Annotated in this window: 14 protein-coding genes and 7 tRNA genes; 6 read left to right on the forward strand and 15 right to left on the reverse strand. The window is 54.5% G+C overall.

Annotated features, from left to right (window positions below; translation table 11 throughout):
• Window positions 1–55 precede the first annotated feature (55 nt).
• From ybeY to miaB, 3 genes are all read right to left on the reverse strand, one after another.
• Complete coding sequence (ybeY, locus tag ABOC97_RS04060) at window positions 56–523, reverse strand: rRNA maturation RNase YbeY (protein WP_234503657.1); 468 nt, start codon at window positions 521–523, stop codon at window positions 56–58.
• On the reverse strand, window positions 520–1,566 hold the full coding sequence (locus tag ABOC97_RS04065) for a PhoH family protein (RefSeq protein ID WP_234503656.1): 1,047 nt from the start codon (window positions 1,564–1,566) through the stop codon (window positions 520–522). The genes ybeY and ABOC97_RS04065 overlap by 4 nt, the downstream gene beginning before the upstream one ends.
• Before the next feature lie 153 nt (window positions 1,567–1,719).
• Window positions 1,720–3,153, reverse strand: a complete 1,434-nt coding sequence (gene miaB / locus ABOC97_RS04070; protein ID WP_349594397.1) for a tRNA (N6-isopentenyl adenosine(37)-C2)-methylthiotransferase MiaB — start codon at window positions 3,151–3,153, stop codon at window positions 1,720–1,722.
• A 150-nt stretch (window positions 3,154–3,303) separates the two neighbouring features.
• Between miaB and ubiF the strand changes: the two genes are divergently transcribed.
• Window positions 3,304–4,479: a 3-demethoxyubiquinol 3-hydroxylase gene (gene ubiF, locus ABOC97_RS04075; protein WP_349594933.1), complete on the forward strand. Its 1,176-nt coding sequence runs from the start codon at window positions 3,304–3,306 to the stop codon at window positions 4,477–4,479.
• 128 nt (window positions 4,480–4,607) lie between these two features.
• Here ubiF and ABOC97_RS04080 read toward each other — a convergent pair.
• The 8 genes from ABOC97_RS04080 to ABOC97_RS04115 form a co-directional block, all read right to left on the reverse strand.
• Window positions 4,608–4,682 (reverse strand) — tRNA-Gln (locus ABOC97_RS04080).
• Between the two features lie 37 nt (window positions 4,683–4,719).
• Window positions 4,720–4,794: transfer RNA gene (locus tag ABOC97_RS04085), tRNA-Gln, on the reverse strand.
• A 46-nt stretch (window positions 4,795–4,840) separates the two neighbouring features.
• A tRNA-Met gene (locus ABOC97_RS04090) sits at window positions 4,841–4,917 on the reverse strand.
• 20 nt (window positions 4,918–4,937) lie between these two features.
• Window positions 4,938–5,012 (reverse strand) — tRNA-Gln (locus tag ABOC97_RS04095).
• A 37-nt stretch (window positions 5,013–5,049) separates the two neighbouring features.
• A tRNA-Gln gene (locus ABOC97_RS04100) sits at window positions 5,050–5,124 on the reverse strand.
• A 23-nt stretch (window positions 5,125–5,147) separates the two neighbouring features.
• Window positions 5,148–5,232, reverse strand: a tRNA-Leu gene (locus ABOC97_RS04105).
• A gap of 8 nt (window positions 5,233–5,240) precedes the next feature.
• Window positions 5,241–5,317 (reverse strand) — tRNA-Met (locus tag ABOC97_RS04110).
• A gap of 199 nt (window positions 5,318–5,516) precedes the next feature.
• Entirely contained in the window at window positions 5,517–5,882 is a 366-nt protein-coding gene (locus tag ABOC97_RS04115; RefSeq protein ID WP_234503652.1) for a hypothetical protein, read from the reverse strand.
• 207 nt (window positions 5,883–6,089) lie between these two features.
• Between ABOC97_RS04115 and ABOC97_RS04120 the strand changes: the two genes are divergently transcribed.
• From ABOC97_RS04120 to ABOC97_RS04140, 5 genes are read left to right on the forward strand one after another with little or no spacing between them, the layout of a single operon-like run.
• Window positions 6,090–6,416 (forward strand): HMA2 domain-containing protein, encoded by a 327-nt coding sequence (locus tag ABOC97_RS04120; protein ID WP_349594400.1) that lies wholly within the window; start codon window positions 6,090–6,092, stop codon window positions 6,414–6,416.
• A 19-nt stretch (window positions 6,417–6,435) separates the two neighbouring features.
• Window positions 6,436–7,131: a hypothetical protein gene (locus tag ABOC97_RS04125; RefSeq protein WP_349594403.1), complete on the forward strand. Its 696-nt coding sequence runs from the start codon at window positions 6,436–6,438 to the stop codon at window positions 7,129–7,131.
• Window positions 7,115–7,426: a hypothetical protein gene (locus tag ABOC97_RS04130; protein WP_234503646.1), complete on the forward strand. Its 312-nt coding sequence runs from the start codon at window positions 7,115–7,117 to the stop codon at window positions 7,424–7,426. The genes ABOC97_RS04125 and ABOC97_RS04130 overlap by 17 nt, the downstream gene beginning before the upstream one ends.
• Entirely contained in the window at window positions 7,413–7,715 is a 303-nt protein-coding gene (locus ABOC97_RS04135) for a YtxH domain-containing protein (RefSeq protein WP_349594406.1), read from the forward strand. The genes ABOC97_RS04130 and ABOC97_RS04135 overlap by 14 nt, the downstream gene beginning before the upstream one ends.
• Complete coding sequence (locus ABOC97_RS04140) at window positions 7,712–9,796, forward strand: heavy metal translocating P-type ATPase (RefSeq protein WP_349594409.1); 2,085 nt, start codon at window positions 7,712–7,714, stop codon at window positions 9,794–9,796. Before ABOC97_RS04135 ends, ABOC97_RS04140 begins: the two co-directional genes overlap by 4 nt.
• A gap of 76 nt (window positions 9,797–9,872) precedes the next feature.
• Here the strand turns inward: ABOC97_RS04140 and asnB are convergent, their stop codons facing one another.
• The 4 genes from asnB to nagA all read right to left on the reverse strand — a co-directional run bounded on the left by asnB (window position 9,873) and on the right by nagA (window position 15,126).
• Window positions 9,873–11,534, reverse strand: coding sequence for an asparagine synthase B (gene asnB, locus ABOC97_RS04145; protein WP_349594412.1), 1,662 nt, complete (start codon window positions 11,532–11,534; stop codon window positions 9,873–9,875).
• 394 nt (window positions 11,535–11,928) lie between these two features.
• Entirely contained in the window at window positions 11,929–12,681 is a 753-nt protein-coding gene (locus ABOC97_RS04150; RefSeq protein ID WP_349594414.1) for an HAD-IIA family hydrolase, read from the reverse strand.
• Between the two features lie 67 nt (window positions 12,682–12,748).
• Window positions 12,749–13,969: a DNA-binding transcriptional regulator NagC gene (nagC, locus tag ABOC97_RS04155; protein WP_349594417.1), complete on the reverse strand. Its 1,221-nt coding sequence runs from the start codon at window positions 13,967–13,969 to the stop codon at window positions 12,749–12,751.
• Window positions 13,970–13,977: 8 nt separating this feature from the next.
• Window positions 13,978–15,126, reverse strand: coding sequence for an N-acetylglucosamine-6-phosphate deacetylase (gene nagA / locus ABOC97_RS04160; RefSeq protein WP_349594419.1), 1,149 nt, complete (start codon window positions 15,124–15,126; stop codon window positions 13,978–13,980).
• Window positions 15,127–15,157 lie beyond the last annotated feature (31 nt).

Raw genomic sequence — 15,157 nt, forward strand, 5'->3', positions numbered from 1 at the left:
CGCGTAAATTCAGCGCCGGACGGCACGTAAAAGAATCGGGCCGCAGCCCGACGCTTTATTCTTTCTCGGAAATGTACGGATCCTCATAGCCCAGAGCAAGCATTATCTCTGTCTCGAGGCTTTCCATCTCTTCTGCTTCTTCATCTTCGATATGATCATAGCCCAGTAAATGCAGGCTTCCATGGACGACCATATGCGCCCAGTGGGCCTCCAGCGGCTTGTCCTGTTCGACGGCTTCCTGTTCAACCACCTGACGGCAAATGATCAGATCGCCCAGCAGCGGTAGCTCAATGCCCGGAGGCGCTTCAAACGGGAACGACAGCACGTTGGTCGGTTTGTCTTTACCGCGATAGGTGAGGTTCAGTTCGTGGCTTTCCGCCGTATCGACCAGGCGAATGGTCACTTCTGACTCTTCCTGGAACTGTGGAACCACGGCATCAAGCCACTTCTGGAACTGACTTTCTTCTGGCAGACCGGTGTTGTCTTCACAGGCCAACTGGAGATCGAGGATCACCTGACTCATTTCTGCTCCTGCGCCTGAGCTTCGCGTTTACGTTCCGCGGCCTGCTCGGCTTTACGTTTTTGATCGGCTTCTTCCCACGCCTCATAGGCGTTAACGATACGGGCAACCACCGGGTGGCGCACCACGTCTTCGCTGTGGAAGAAGTTAAAGCTAATTTCATCGACTTCAGCCAGCACTTCAATAGCGTGGCGAAGGCCGGATTTAGTGCTGCGCGGCAGGTCAATCTGGGTGATGTCACCGGTGATGACTGCTTTTGAGTTAAAGCCAATGCGCGTCAGGAACATCTTCATCTGTTCGATGGTGGTGTTCTGGCTTTCATCAAGAATAATAAACGCGTCGTTCAGCGTACGGCCGCGCATATAGGCCAGCGGAGCCACTTCAATGACATTGCGCTCCATCAGCTTCTCAACTTTTTCAAAGCCAAGCATTTCGAACAGGGCGTCATACAGCGGGCGCAGATACGGGTCAACTTTCTGACTCAGGTCGCCTGGCAGGAAGCCGAGCTTTTCACCGGCTTCAACCGCCGGACGGGTCAGCAGAATACGGCGAATCTCCTGACGTTCCAGGGCATCGACCGCGGCCGCCACGGCAAGGTAAGTCTTACCGGTACCCGCCGGGCCAACGCCGAAAGTGATGTCGTGGTCAAGAATATGGGCAATATACTGTGCCTGGTTTGGCGTACGCGGCTTAATAACCCCACGCTTGGTTTTGATATTAATCGCCTTGCCGTACTCCGGAACGCTATCTGCGCTCTGTTCCAGCACGCGCGCTTCTTTGATAGCCAGATGAATCTGTTCTGGCTCAATATCCTGAATTTGGCCGCGCATTGGCGCGGTATCAACATACAGGCTACGCAGAATATCGGCAGCGGCGGTCACGCAGATGGCGCGTCCCGTCAGTTTGAAATGGTTATCGCGGCGGTTGATTTCGATGCCCAGTCGTCGCTCCAGTTGTTTGATATTGTCATCAAACGGGCCACACAGGCTCAGCAGACGGGCATTGTCGACTGGCTCTAGGGTAATTTCGCGAGTGTCTATGTTCAAACTGTTCCTCTTATGCATGAGTTGCCGGAAGACAAGCAGTTACCGGCTGATAAAGGAATTATTCACGCCGTTGTAAAAAGGCGCAAGCATTGCAATAAATATGGGGATGGCAGAAGGAAATACAAGGCCCGCCAGAGCAGACGGGCCATGAGATTAAGGCTGATAAATCCCGACGCCAAGGTCGCTTTCTTTGCGGGTTCGGGCAATCACCGACTCCGGCGATTCCACAATGCGCAGACCCATCTCTTCCTCGGTGCGCACCAGTTTGCCGCGCAGCGAGTTGGTGTAGACGTCCATGATTTCGACATCGACGAATTTACCAATCATATCCGGGGTGCCTTCGAAATTTACCACGCGGTTATTTTCGGTACGGCCGGTCAGCTCCATAATGCTTTTACGCGAGGTGCCTTCAACCAGAATACGCTGCACGGTGCCCAGCATACGGCGGCTCCAGGCCATTGCCTGTTGATTGATACGCTCCTGCAAAATGTACAGACGCTGTTTCTTATCTTCTTCCGGTACATCGTCAACCATATCGGCTGCCGGGGTGCCAGGGCGGGCCGAGAAGATAAAGCTGAAGCTCACGTCAAAGTTGACCTCGCCAATCAGCTTCATGGTCTGCTCAAAGTCCTGGTTAGTTTCACCCGGGAAGCCGACGATAAAGTCAGAGCTAATCTGAATGTCCGGGCGCGCTTCACGCAGCTTGCGGATAATCGATTTATACTCCAGCGCGGTGTGGGTACGGCCCATCAGATTCAGGACACGGTCAGAACCGCTTTGAATCGGCAGGTGCAGGAAGCTGACCAGCTCCGGCGTATCGCGATAAACCTCAATAATATCGTCGGTAAACTCGATGGGGTGGCTGGTGGTGAAACGCACTCGGTCAATACCGTCAATCGCGGCGACTAAACGCAGCAGTTCGGCAAATGAACCGGCGGTGCCGTCGTAGTTTGCACCGCGCCAGGCGTTGACGTTCTGCCCGAGCAGGTTTACTTCGCGCACACCTTGTGCAGCTAGTTGGGCGATTTCAAACAGGATATCGTCGCAGGGACGGCTGACTTCTTCCCCACGAGTGTACGGCACCACGCAGTAAGTACAGTATTTATTGCAGCCTTCCATGATAGAAACGAAGGCGGTTGGGCCATCGGCACGTGGCTCAGGCAGGCGATCGAATTTTTCAATTTCCGGGAAGCTGACGTCGATGATGGGCTTACGGCGATCGCGCATGCCCCGAATGGTGTCGATCATTTCCGGCAGGCGGTGCAGGGTTTGCGGGCCAAAAATGATATCTACGTAATGGGCGCGCTGGCGGATCAGTTTGCCTTCCTGAGAAGCCACGCAGCCGCCGATGCCGATGATGACGTCCGGTCTTTTCGCCTTAATGAGCTTCCAGCGCCCCAGCTGGTGGAATACTTTTTCCTGCGCCTTCTCGCGAATCGAACAGGTGTTCAGCAGCAGCACGTCGGCTTCATCGGCATTTTCAGTCAGCTGATAGCCGTGGGTGGCATCCAGCAGATCGGCCATCTTGGATGAATCGTATTCGTTCATCTGACAGCCCCAGGTTTTAATATGGAGTTTTTTTGTCATCGACTTGCTCTTGCTTAATTATTATTCGCCAACATTGCAGGGCGCGTATTGTAATGCTTTGGTGGGGTTGTGACCAGAGTGACGGTTATTCGCCTCAAGTCCGTAAAAGTCCGGTAAACTGGAGGGATTCAGGTTTAAGGATAATAAATGATGACAATTCTACACGCAGATGTTGCCGTCGTTGGCGGCGGAATGGTCGGCGCGGCGCTAGCGTTGGGGCTGGCGCAGAATGGTTTTACGGTCGCGGTGCTGGAAAAAAATGCCCCGCCGGCCTTTGACCCGTCCTCGCAGCCTGATGTGCGGATTTCAGCCATCAGCGCCTCTTCTGTCTCCTTATTACGTAGCCTGGGCGTCTGGGACGCGGTGCTGGCTATGCGCGCGCACCCGTGGCGTCGACTGGAAACCTGGGAGTGGCAGAATGCGCACGTGGTGTTTGATGCCAGCGAGCTGAAACTGCCCAACCTTGGTTATATGGTCGAAAATAACGTGCTGCAGTTGGCATTGTGGCAGGCGCTGGAGGCACATCCACAGGTGACACTGCACCACGGGACATCGCTTGAGTCGATGCATCAGCAAGATGAGGGACAGCTCCTGCATCTGGCCGACGCGAGCGACATTCACGCGAAGCTGGTGGTGGGCGCTGATGGCGCAATGTCGCAGGTACGGCAACTCGCGGGCATTGGTATTCACGGTTGGCAGTATCCGCAATCCTGTATGTTGATAACCGTCAAGTCTGAAAACGACCCAGGAGACAGCACCTGGCAGCAGTTTTCGCCAACCGGCCCGCGTGCCTTCCTGCCGCTGTTTGATCATTGGGCATCGCTGGTGTGGTATGACACTCCCGCGCGAATTCGCCAGTTACAGTCGCTCCCGATGCCGCAGCTCAAGCGAGAAATTGCGGCTCATTTCCCGGCACGATTAGGGGATGTCACGCCGGTGGCTTCCGGTGCCTTTCCTCTGACTCGTCGTCATGCCCAGCAGTACGTGCAGTCGGGGCTGGTGTTGGTCGGCGATGCTGCGCACACCATTCACCCGCTGGCGGGGCAGGGCGTCAATCTGGGCTACCGTGACGTGGATGCGCTGTTGGATGTGTTGGCGAACGCGCGTAGCGTTGGAGAAAACTGGGCCAGTCTGCCGGTGCTGCAACGCTATCAAGCGCGTCGTCGGGTGGATAATTTACTGATGCAAAGCGGAATGGATCTGTTCTATGCCGGGTTCAGTAACGATCTGGCACCACTACGCGTGCTGCGTAATGTCGGTCTGATGGCGGCGCAGCGTGCGGGCGTGTTGAAACGCCAGGCGCTGAAGTACGCATTAGGGGTGTAAACCAAAGACAATCCCGGGCGAGCAAAGTGACCCCGGGAAATGGGGATATCAGTCGCAGAGAAGAACGGGCGGGATTATTCGACGGGTACAAAAACAAAAAAAGCTCGCCGAAGCGAGCTTTTCGAAAATGGCTGGGGTACGAGGATTCGAACCTCGGAATGCTGGTATCAGAAACCAGAGCCTTACCGCTTGGCGATACCCCAACGGGTGCGTTTGCTAAAGCAAACGACTTTTTGAAAATGGCTGGGGTACGAGGATTCGAACCTCGGAATGCTGGTATCAGAAACCAGAGCCTTACCGCTTGGCGATACCCCAACAATTTTTTTTCGAATTTATCGATTAGATCGAGAAACTCTGAATTTGGTGGCTACGACGGGATTCGAACCTGTGACCCCATCATTATGAGTGATGTGCTCTAACCAACTGAGCTACGTAGCCGATACTAGCATATTCTTCGATGGCTGGGGTACCTGGATTCGAACCAGGGAATGCCGGTATCAAAAACCGGTGCCTTACCGCTTGGCGATACCCCAATACCGTCGCGGTAATCCGCAAATATCGAAGAAAATATGGCTGGGGTACCTGGATTCGAACCAGGGAATGCCGGTATCAAAAACCGGTGCCTTACCGCTTGGCGATACCCCATCCGTGCAACGCTTACGGGTGAATGGTGCGGGAGGCGAGACTTGAACTCGCACACCTTGCGGCGCCAGAACCTAAATCTGGTGCGTCTACCAATTTCGCCACTCCCGCAAAAAAGATGGTGGCTACGACGGGATTCGAACCTGTGACCCCATCATTATGAGTGATGTGCTCTAACCAACTGAGCTACGTAGCCATCTTTTTTTCGCGTTACCTTATCGGCGTTGCGGGGCGCATTATGCGTATTGAGCCCAATACCGTCAACACCTTTTTCAATGAAATTCACTGGAATGTGACTGTTTGGTTAGGTTGCGAACAGCATGGCGCAATAATCGGCAATTATTGGTTATTTACCGTTATTCAGTGCGGTTAAAGTACCCATATATTATGAAGGGTTATCGAGTTAATACGCTTACGATAGAAACAACCGGGCCACCGACTGTACGCTTTAATGCACCAAAAGCCAGCGTTTTCAATAAATGACCGGCACCAACGCGTAATGTGTTCTCTATATAGCTTTTATCTTTTTGGCTGCTCAGCCACTGCGCCTGTTCCAACTGCGTCAATAGCTCGCTTGATGAAACGCGTGAGGAGTCGAAATTGATGGCTACCGATCCGGCATATAAGCGGTGGACGATCTCCTGGATACCGTCGCGGGCGCGTAGGGTTTCGATAAGTCGCGAAACTTCCTGCGGATGGCGCTGGATCCAGCTGGAACGGATGCGAATGCGATTGGGGGTCTGGTGCAGGTAAGGAGTCATAGCCGCCTCATGTTTTACTTATGTAGTAGTAATGAGAGTAATTTATATTTGCATTACGGCTGTGTCCAGCGCTCACCGCACTCAGTGCAAAAAAGAATCGCGCCCTGGCTTTTGATACACCGCAAAAGAAGGTCGATTAGCGCTGTCTGGTGCTCTACATCTGTGATTTGATTAATACCACTTATAAATCTCTGGGTATTAACTGATATGCCTGCCGAATCTTTTGGCGACTTACTGACGCTGCGCCGCTTTGTTGAAGTGGCACACCATATACCCGGGCGTTTACGCCTGCGTTTTTCTAACAAGCTGATTGCCAGCCTGAGCCAGGGCAAGCTCAAACAGCTTGATGCTTATTGCCACCCTGAAGGGTACCTTCGGCGTTATCAGATCAATAGCGATAGCGGCTCCATCATCCTCGAATACGATGCGGCAGCTATTCGCCCGCAGATTTTAAATCAACTGTTTGGTCATGACGGCGAACAAGCGCAACAAGCGCTGGAGCAACTCGCCGCCATTCTCGATCCCTCTCACTAAATGAATAAGGGCAGTCATCATGAGCACTAATGACACCAACGCGCAGCCGGTACCACCAGCAGGCTACTACCCGCCATACGGCTATCCGTGGTATCCGTACCCGCCAATGCCGCAGGGCATGGCCTGGCCGCAAAATGGACAGATGCCTGCACAGCCGCAGGTTCCTCCGCAGCCGCAAATGCAGATGCCACCGCAAATGGCGATGGGTTTCCCTCCGATGGGCTTCCCGCAGGGCGCCGTGCCTCCGCAGTTTGCTCAACCGCATCACCCACATCACCAGCACCATCATGCTGCCGCGTCGGGCGTTGACTGGAGCCAGTATGCACAGCATGTGGTCGATGGCGCGATGGGCGATCAGGCAGGCCTGCTGAAGAACATCATTAGCACCGTGGGGATGGACGATAAAGAGTTCTGGAAAGGGGCAATGGTCGGCGCTGCCGTCACGCTGCTGCTGACCAATGACTCCGTGCGCGGCATGTTGATGCAGACGCTGGCCGGTGCAGGCGACATGCTGAAAGCGGGATCCAGTAAAGTGAAAGATGGTGTGAAAAACGGTTCTGAAGCCATTAAAGACACCGCCACCTCCAGCGCGGCTATCTTCCGCGACACCATGAAAGCGGGGAAAGACGGCTTCCAGGAGTCCGTTGAGCGTCATCGTCAGCCTACCGCCATGCCATTTGACGATGAGGGCGTAGCGGATGAACAACAGCCGTGACAGAAATAGCCGGGTAAGCCGCGCCGCCGTTGCCGGTGCGCTTGTCGGCGGAAGTGCAGCTTGTCTGCGCGAGTGGCAGCGTTATCAACAGAGCGAACAAACGCTGAACGAAGCGGCCTGTACGGTGATAAAGGAGACGGCAAAAGCCAGCCTTATCAGCGGCACGGTGATGGCGATTGCGGATGCCAATAAAGCCCGTCCGCTGGAGTCCGTCCTGACCATTATCGGGGTAGGCGCCGCTTCACTTTATCTGATGGATGCGATAGCTAAGCGAGGAAAAAATGAATCAGCCTGAGTACCTGTATAACCCGTACACCGGGATGTGGGAACCGAATCCAGCGGCGATGCCGGTACAAATGCCAACGGCCACCAATAGCCGTACGCATCTGATTACCGGCCTGGTCGCGGGGGCTGCTATCACCTATCTGTTGACCAATCGTAACGTGCAGCAAGGGATCACCAATACGGCGAGTAAAGCCTGGGGAACCGTACGGGGCGAAATGGAAGAATTGAAGGAACGCGTTGCGGACTTACAGGCAGAGGTCGATTACTACCGCAGCCAGAATAAGGATGATATCGCGTGAGTGCTGTAGGCGAACGTGTGGTTATCGTTCACCAGATCCCAGGACGCGTACGCCTGCGGGTATCGGCGCTGAAAGATTACCCTGATGCCGCAGGATGGCTGAAACAGCAGATCCTCACCTTTCCCGGCGTTAGCGGCGTACGTATTCGTCCTTCAGCGCGCAGCGCGGTGATTGAATGGGATCGTGCGCGGACCTCAGCGGCGGATATCGTGGCGGCGGTGAGTGAGCTTGACTGGCAGGCGGCGGACGACATTGAGTTTGAAACCGAGTATTGCGGCGGTGACAACCTGCTCAATCTCGCAGGTCTGGCGCTGACGCAGGTTTTACCTGACCGCTGGGCGCGTCTGCCGGCGGCGCTGCTGACGGCACCGACTATCCTGGAAGGGGCGCATACCTTAAGCCAGGGCCAACTCAAGGTTGAAGTGCTGGATGCGCTGGCTCTCAGTCTGTCGATGCTGCGGGGCGATAACCGCACCGCCATGCTGACCCAATCGTTGCTGACGCTGGGCGAATACATGGAGCAGGAGACCAGCCGTCATTCCGATGCGTTGTTAGCCGATCTGATGCAGCCGCGCGAACACCCGGTGTGGGTAGAACGGGCGGGTGAAAGCGTTGAGATCAACAGCAGCGAGCTGGTGGCTGGCGACGTGATGCTGCTTGGTCCGGGAGACAATATTCCGGCTGACGGTACCGTATTGCGCGGCGTGGCTCAGGTCAATCAGGCGTCGATGACCGGTGAAAGCGTGCCGGTGCGTCGCGAAGCGGGTTCATGGGTTTATGCGGGAACGCAAATCCAGGAAGGGAACGTGGCGATAACCGCCGAGCAGGTGGGCGAATCTTCTTCCACTGCGCACATCCGCCGTTTTATCCGTGATTCTCTGACCCAGCGTAGCGAAACGCAGCAGGTCACGCAGCAAATGGCCGACCGCCGCGTGGCGATTACGCTGGGCGTCGGTGCCGCTGTGTTCGCGATGACCCGCAACTGGGAGCGCCTGGCATCGGTATTCCTCGTTGACTACTCCTGCGCGTTGAAGCTCAGTACGCCTATCGCCTTTAAATCTATTATGTATCGTGCGGCGCAGAGCGGACTACTGCTCAAAGGCGGCAGGGCGATTGAGAAGCTGGCAGACGTCGATACGGTGGTATTTGATAAAACCGGCACACTGACCCACGACCAGATGCAGGTCACCGACGTTATCAGCTTCAACGACCAACTGGTGCAGGCTAAGCGTCTGCTGGCGATTGCTGCTTCGGTGGAAGAGCACAGCAACCATCCGCTGGCTCATGCGGTGGTCGCAGCGGCAGAGCATCATGAGCTGCCGCATATTCCGCATGGTGAAGTGGAATACGTTATCGCCCACGGCCTGCTATGCGCGCTGGAAGATCATCAGATGGTGATCGGTAGCCGCCACTTCCTCGACTGTCATTACGATATTGATTTCTCACCGTATGAGGATGAAATCAACGAGCTGGAAGCGAAGGGGCGCCACCTACTGTTTATCGGTTTCGACGATCAATTGGTGGGGATGATTGGTCTGCAGGATCATCTGCGTGATGAGGCTTCTGAGGTCATTGCTCAACTGAAAGCGTCGGGTATTCGTCAGGTCGTTCTGTTGACCGGCGATCGGGCAGAGAAAGCCTGCCAACTGGCAGAGCGCGTGGGTATCGACCGCTATGTAGCGGAAGCCACGCCGGAAAGTAAGGTTGAGGTGGTGCAGGCGCTGCAGGCTGCGGGGCATAAAGTTCTGTTTGTCGGCGACGGCATTAACGATGCGCCGGTGCTGACTCAGGCGGATGTGGGTTTAGCGATGAACCAAAGCACCGAGCTGGCGCAGCAGGCGGCTGATGCGGTGCTGTTGCAGGATAATCTGCACGGCGTTATCACCGCCCGCCAGCTATCAACGGAAGCGATGAAGCTGGTGAACAGCAACATCAAGCTGACCGAGTGGATTAATAGCGCCATTATGCTGGCGGCCGCACTGGGCTGGCTGTCGCCGGGCGCGAGTGCGATGCTGCATAATGGCACCACGCTGGGTGTGCTATTGCGTTCGCTGGCAGCGAAGAAGGGGCGTGGGGAGTAGACCCTCACCCTCGCCAAAAAACAAAAGCCCCCTGATGTCACCATCAGAGGGCTTTTCTATTTAAGCATCACGCTGACTAATATGCAGACTGGTGCACGCCTACCGCACGGCCTGAAGGGTCGTCCATGGTTTTGAACGCTTCATCCCACTCAATTGCTTTTGCTGAAGAGCATGCCACGGACGGGCCACCAGGGACACACTCTGCGGCGCTTGGTACCGGGAACAGTTCTTCAAAGATTTCGCGGTACAGGTAGCCTTCTTTTGAGGTCGGTGTGTTGTACTGGAAGCGGAAGTGCGCCGTCTCCAGCTGTTGGTCAGTAACCTGTTTCGCCGCGACTTCTTTCAGCGTATCAATCCAGCTGTAGCCAACACCATCAGAGAACTGCTCTTTCTGGCGCCACGCCACGCTTGCTGGCAGATAAGATTCGAAGCACTCACGCAGCACGTGTTTTTCCATTTTACCGTTGCCGCACATTTTATCCTGCGGGTTGATGCGCATCGCTACGTCGAGGAATTTCTTATCCAGGAACGGTACTCGTGCTTCCACACCCCAGGCGGACATCGCTTTGTTTGCACGCGCGCAGTCGTACATGTGCAGCGCCTGCAGCTTACGTACGGTCTCTTCATGCAGCTCTTTGGCGTTTGGCGCTTTATGGAAGTACAGGTAGCCGCCAAATACTTCGTCAGAACCTTCGCCGGACAGCACCATCTTGATGCCCATCGCTTTGATTTTACGTGACATCAGATACATCGGCGTGGAGGCGCGAATAGTCGTCACATCGTAGGTTTCAATGTGGTAGATAACATCGCGAATCGCGTCCAGACCTTCCTGCACGGTGAAGTGAATTTCATGGTGCACGGTGCCGAGGTGGTTTGCCACTTCCCGAGCTGCTTTCAGGTCAGGAGAACCCTCAAGGCCAACGGCGAAGGAGTGCAGCTGAGGCCACCAGGCTTCTGAACGTTCCTGATCTTCCACGCGGCGCGCGGCGAATTTCTTGGTGATAGCCGAAATAACGGAAGAATCCAGGCCGCCGGACAGCAGGACGCCGTAAGGTACGTCGGACATCAGATGGCTTTTCACCGACTCTTCCAGCGCCTGACGCAGTTCGTTTTTGTCGGTAACGTTGTCTTTCACCGCGTCATAGTCGAACCAATCGCGCTGATAATACTGGCGAATTTCGCCGTCTTTGCTCCACAGGTAGCTACCGGCAGGGAACTCCTGAATGGTGCGACAGACCGGCGTCAGCGCTTTCATCTCAGAGGCGACGTAGAAGTTACCGAATTCATCATGGCCCATATACAGCGGAATAATACCGATATGGTCACGGCCAATCAGATAAGCGTCTTTTTCGCTGTCATACAGTACGAAGGCGAACATACCCTCTAGCTCGTCGAGGAAGTCCGGACCTTTTTCCTGATACAGGGCGAGGATCACTTCACAGTCAGAACCGGTCTGGAACTGATAGCGGTCAGCGAATTCGGCGCGCAGCGCTTGATGGTTGTAAATTTCACCGTTGACCGCCAGGGCGTGCGTTTTCTTTTCGTTATACAGCGGCTGAGCGCCGGCGTTGACGTCAACAATCGACAAGCGTTCATGTGCAAGAATGGCTTTATCGCAAGCGTAGATACCGGACCAGTCTGGGCCACGGTGGCGCATAAGGCGGGAGAGCTCAAGCGCTTTTTTACGCAGCTCGCCCGCGTCAGTTTTAATATCCAGTACACCGAAAATAGAACACATAGACTTCTCCGTTAACCCTGTGGTGTTGTGCTGTTTTATTGTGCGGCGCTGCGCTATCGCGGTGCCTGTGCATAACTAAAAAAATGCCGTAAAGGGGCGATGGGTGCAAGGCTTTTTCGGCCTCTGGGAGAAATAATGCAACAGGGGTTAATGAATACTAAAAAATACGTATACAAATATCTCTATTATTGATGAGTCATCATTTTTATTGCGATTTTTTTGACGATTTAATTTTTTCAGGTGTGAATGGATAGCGAAGTCGTCAGGCATTGCAGGGTAACGTGCGTGACAGCTAAAGAAACACATGAAGAAAAGAGGGAAGGGAGTCAGGTCAATCGGGCCGATGCCCGGCTGGGCATCGGTATTACCGTGGCAGATGACCACGGCAGGATAATTAGATTATCTCGATTTCGGCGACCGACGGGTAAATCCATGATGGCCTGAACGGCATATTGTCGATGTCATCGACGGTGGAGACGCCGGAGAGGACCAGAATCGTTTCCAGCCCGGCCTGGAAGCCAGCCAGAATATCGGTGCGAAGATTATCGCCCACGATAACCGTTTGTTCCGAGTGAGCCTGCATCTTGTTGAGCGCGGCGCGGATAATCCACGGACTTGGTTTGCCCACGACGAATGGTTTCCGGCCAGAGATTTTTTCGATGCCTGCGCAAAGTGCACCACAGGCCGGGTAATACCCACGGCCATGCGTATCCGGGTTCGTGGCGATGAAGCGTGCGCCATTGGCCACGAAGAATGCGGCCTTGTGCATCATATCCCAGTTAAAGGAGCGGGTTTCGCCAACGATAACGAAGTCTGGGTTGACATCGGTAATGGTAAATCCGGCTTTATATAACTCATGGATCAGCGCGCCTTCACCGACAACATAGGCTTTTTTCCCTTCCTGGCGACGCAGGAAATCGGCGGTTGCCATGGCGGAGGTGTAAAACACGCTGTCCGGGACGTCGATGCCTGCGGTGGCGAAACGGTTCGCCAAATCCTGACCCGTCTGTGAAGGATAGTTGGTCAGACACAGAAACGGCATACCTTTATCCAGTATGCGCGCGACGAATTCTGCCGCGCCCGGCACGGCTTCGTTGTCGTGCATCAGCACGCCGTCAATATCACAGATTACATTCTGAATGGTCATGGACTTCCTGGCGTTTGTTTTAAAGAGGCGTAATTATACACGTTATCCCCGGCATTACCTCTTACGACTAGCCTTCCAGCAAATGCTGCAGCAAAGAGCCGTTTAGCATCGCCCGTTTTACCAGCGCAAAAGCGCCAATCGCCGAGCGATGGTCGAGAGTCGAACGTACGACCGGTAGATTTTTACGGAACGCCTTCAAAACCTGAGTGTTAATGCAACCTTCGATCGCGGGCAGCAGCACGCGGTCGGCCTCAATAATTTCCCCGGCAATCACTACTTTCTGCGGGTTGAACAGGTTAATGGCGATAGCGATGGTTTTTCCCAGATGACGCCCAACGTGTTCGATCACTTCAGTCGCCAGCGGATCGCCTTTATTGGCGGCCTTGCAGATGGTTTTGATATGGCAATCGTCCAGCGTTAACCGGCTATGATAGCCCTGCTCCAGCAGATGACGAACGCGTTGCTCGATAGCCGCGTTGGCGGCGACGGTTTCCAGGCAGCCAAAATTACCGCAGTGACAGCGCTCGCCGAGCGGGTCAACCTGGATATGGCCGATTTCGCCGACGTTACCGTTACGACCGATAAAAATACGCCCATTGGAGATGATCCCGGCACCTGTTCCGCGGTGTACGCGCACCAAAATGGAGTCTTCGCAGTCATGACTCGCCCCAAAATAGTGCTCGGCTAGCGCCAGACTACGGATATCATGACCGACAAAACAGGTGACTTTAAACTGTTTTTCCAGCGCTTCAACCAAACGCCAGTTTTCGACCGGGATGTGCGGCATATAGCGGATTACGCCGCTTTCAGGATCGACGAGTCCCGGCAGGATTACCGAGATGGCAATCAGCTCGCGGATTTTGCGCTGGCACGATTCAATAAACGTCGCAATGGTGTTAAGCAGCGCATGTTCCAGCGTCTCCTGAGTGCGCTCGGGCAGAGGATAGTGCTCTTCAGCCACCACTTTACTGCTCAGATCGTACAGCGTGAGGGTCGTGTCATGACGGCCAAGACGAATGCCGATGGCGTGGAAATTGCGGGTTTCGGTGATAATAGATATTGCGCGGCGGCCCCCGGTGGAGGCCTGCTGATCGACTTCTTTGATCAGTCCGCGCTCAATAAGCTGACGCGTGATTTTGGTCACGCTGGCGGGAGCAAGCTGGCTCTGCTCGGCAATCTGAATACGCGAGATTGGCCCATGCTGGTCAATCAGGCGGTAAACGGCCGCGCTGTTTAACTGTTTTACGAGGTCAACATTACCAATTTGAGCTTGTCCGCCTGATGTCATACTTTCTCTTACTCAGTAACGACCTCGTTGCCATTAACGATGGTCTTGATGATTTTAAAATCGTGGGTGAACGCAGTGAGGTTCGCCACTTTGCCCGGTGCGATGCTGCCCAGCTGTTTGTCGACGCCAATCGCGCGAGCAGGGTAGAGGGTCGCCATGCGCAGCACTTCGTCCAGCGCAATATTGGCGTGATTGACCAGGTTACGTACCCCTTCAATCATGGTCAGGGACGAACCGCTCAATGTCCCGTTTTCATCAACACAGAGTCCATTGCGGTAGTATATTGTTTTACCAGCAAAAATGAACTGCTCAATATTGGCACCCGCCGGTGCAGTTGCATCGGTGACGAGGCACAGTTTATCGCCTTTTAAGCGCTTGGCGTTACGGATATTGATGTAGTCAACGTGCAGACCGTCGGCGATGATGCCGCAGTATATTTCGTTCGCATCCAGGATAGCGCCGGTCAGGCCTGGTTCACGGCCGGACATATACGGCATGGCGTTAAACAGGTGCGTCGCAAATGAGATACCCGCGCGGAAACCGATACGCGCTTCTTTGGCCGTCGCGTTGGAGTGGCCTGCCGAAACCACGATACCGGCATTGGCCAGTTGGGTAATCACGGCGGGATCGACCATTTCCGGTGCCAGTGTGACTTTGGTGATAACGTCAGCGTTATCGCACAGGAATTGCACCAGTTCGGCGTCAGGTTTACGCACGAAACCTGGGTTGTGCGTCCCTTTTTTCACGATGTTCAGCCACGGGCCTTCAAGGTGCAGACCGAGCGCCTGATGAGGATATTTAGCCAGATATTCGCGCATCACGCGTACGCCCTGTTTCATCAGGTCGTCGCTGGTGGTGATAAGCGTTGGCAGGAAGCTGGTGCAGCCTGATTTCTCGTTGGCTTTCTGCATAATCTCCAGCGTTTCAACGGTCACCGCTTCGGCGGTATCGTTGAACTGCACGCCGCCGCAGCCGTTAAGCTGGACGTCGATAAAGCCAGGGGCGAGTATGGCGCCATTAACGGAACGCTGTTCGACGTTCGCTGGTACATCAGCCAGTGGGCAAATACGTTCAATAAGGCCATTGGCGACGATAATCGCATGGTCATCCAGAATTTCGTGACCGGTATAAATCCGGCCATGGGTTAATGCATACATTACGACCCCCGGTGTTCAAAAATGTTGTCCC

The organism is Kluyvera huaxiensis (genome assembly GCF_040149365.1).
In the GTDB taxonomy this organism is placed as follows: Bacteria; Pseudomonadota; Gammaproteobacteria; order Enterobacterales; family Enterobacteriaceae; genus Kluyvera; species Kluyvera intermedia_A.

Bases quoted from the DNA above. Each gene is read 5' to 3' on its own strand.
- nagC (WP_349594417.1), bottom strand. From the start codon at position 13,969: ATGACATCAGGCGGACAAGCTCAAATTGGTAATGTTGACCTCGTAAAA.
- ABOC97_RS04150 (WP_349594414.1), bottom strand. From the start codon at position 12,681: ATGACCATTCAGAATGTAATCTGTGATATTGACGGCGTGCTGATGCAC.
- miaB (WP_349594397.1), bottom strand. From the start codon at position 3,153: ATGACAAAAAAACTCCATATTAAAACCTGGGGCTGTCAGATGAACGAA.
- ABOC97_RS04130 (WP_234503646.1), top strand. From the start codon at position 7,115: ATGAACAACAGCCGTGACAGAAATAGCCGGGTAAGCCGCGCCGCCGTT.
- ABOC97_RS04125 (WP_349594403.1), top strand. From the start codon at position 6,436: ATGAGCACTAATGACACCAACGCGCAGCCGGTACCACCAGCAGGCTAC.
- nagA (WP_349594419.1), bottom strand. From the start codon at position 15,126: ATGTATGCATTAACCCATGGCCGGATTTATACCGGTCACGAAATTCTG.
- ABOC97_RS04120 (WP_349594400.1), top strand. From the start codon at position 6,090: ATGCCTGCCGAATCTTTTGGCGACTTACTGACGCTGCGCCGCTTTGTT.
- ABOC97_RS04115 (WP_234503652.1), bottom strand. From the start codon at position 5,882: ATGACTCCTTACCTGCACCAGACCCCCAATCGCATTCGCATCCGTTCC.
- asnB (WP_349594412.1), bottom strand. From the start codon at position 11,534: ATGTGTTCTATTTTCGGTGTACTGGATATTAAAACTGACGCGGGCGAG.
- ubiF (WP_349594933.1), top strand. From the start codon at position 3,304: ATGACAATTCTACACGCAGATGTTGCCGTCGTTGGCGGCGGAATGGTC.
- ybeY (WP_234503657.1), bottom strand. From the start codon at position 523: ATGAGTCAGGTGATCCTCGATCTCCAGTTGGCCTGTGAAGACAACACC.
- ABOC97_RS04135 (WP_349594406.1), top strand. From the start codon at position 7,413: ATGAATCAGCCTGAGTACCTGTATAACCCGTACACCGGGATGTGGGAA.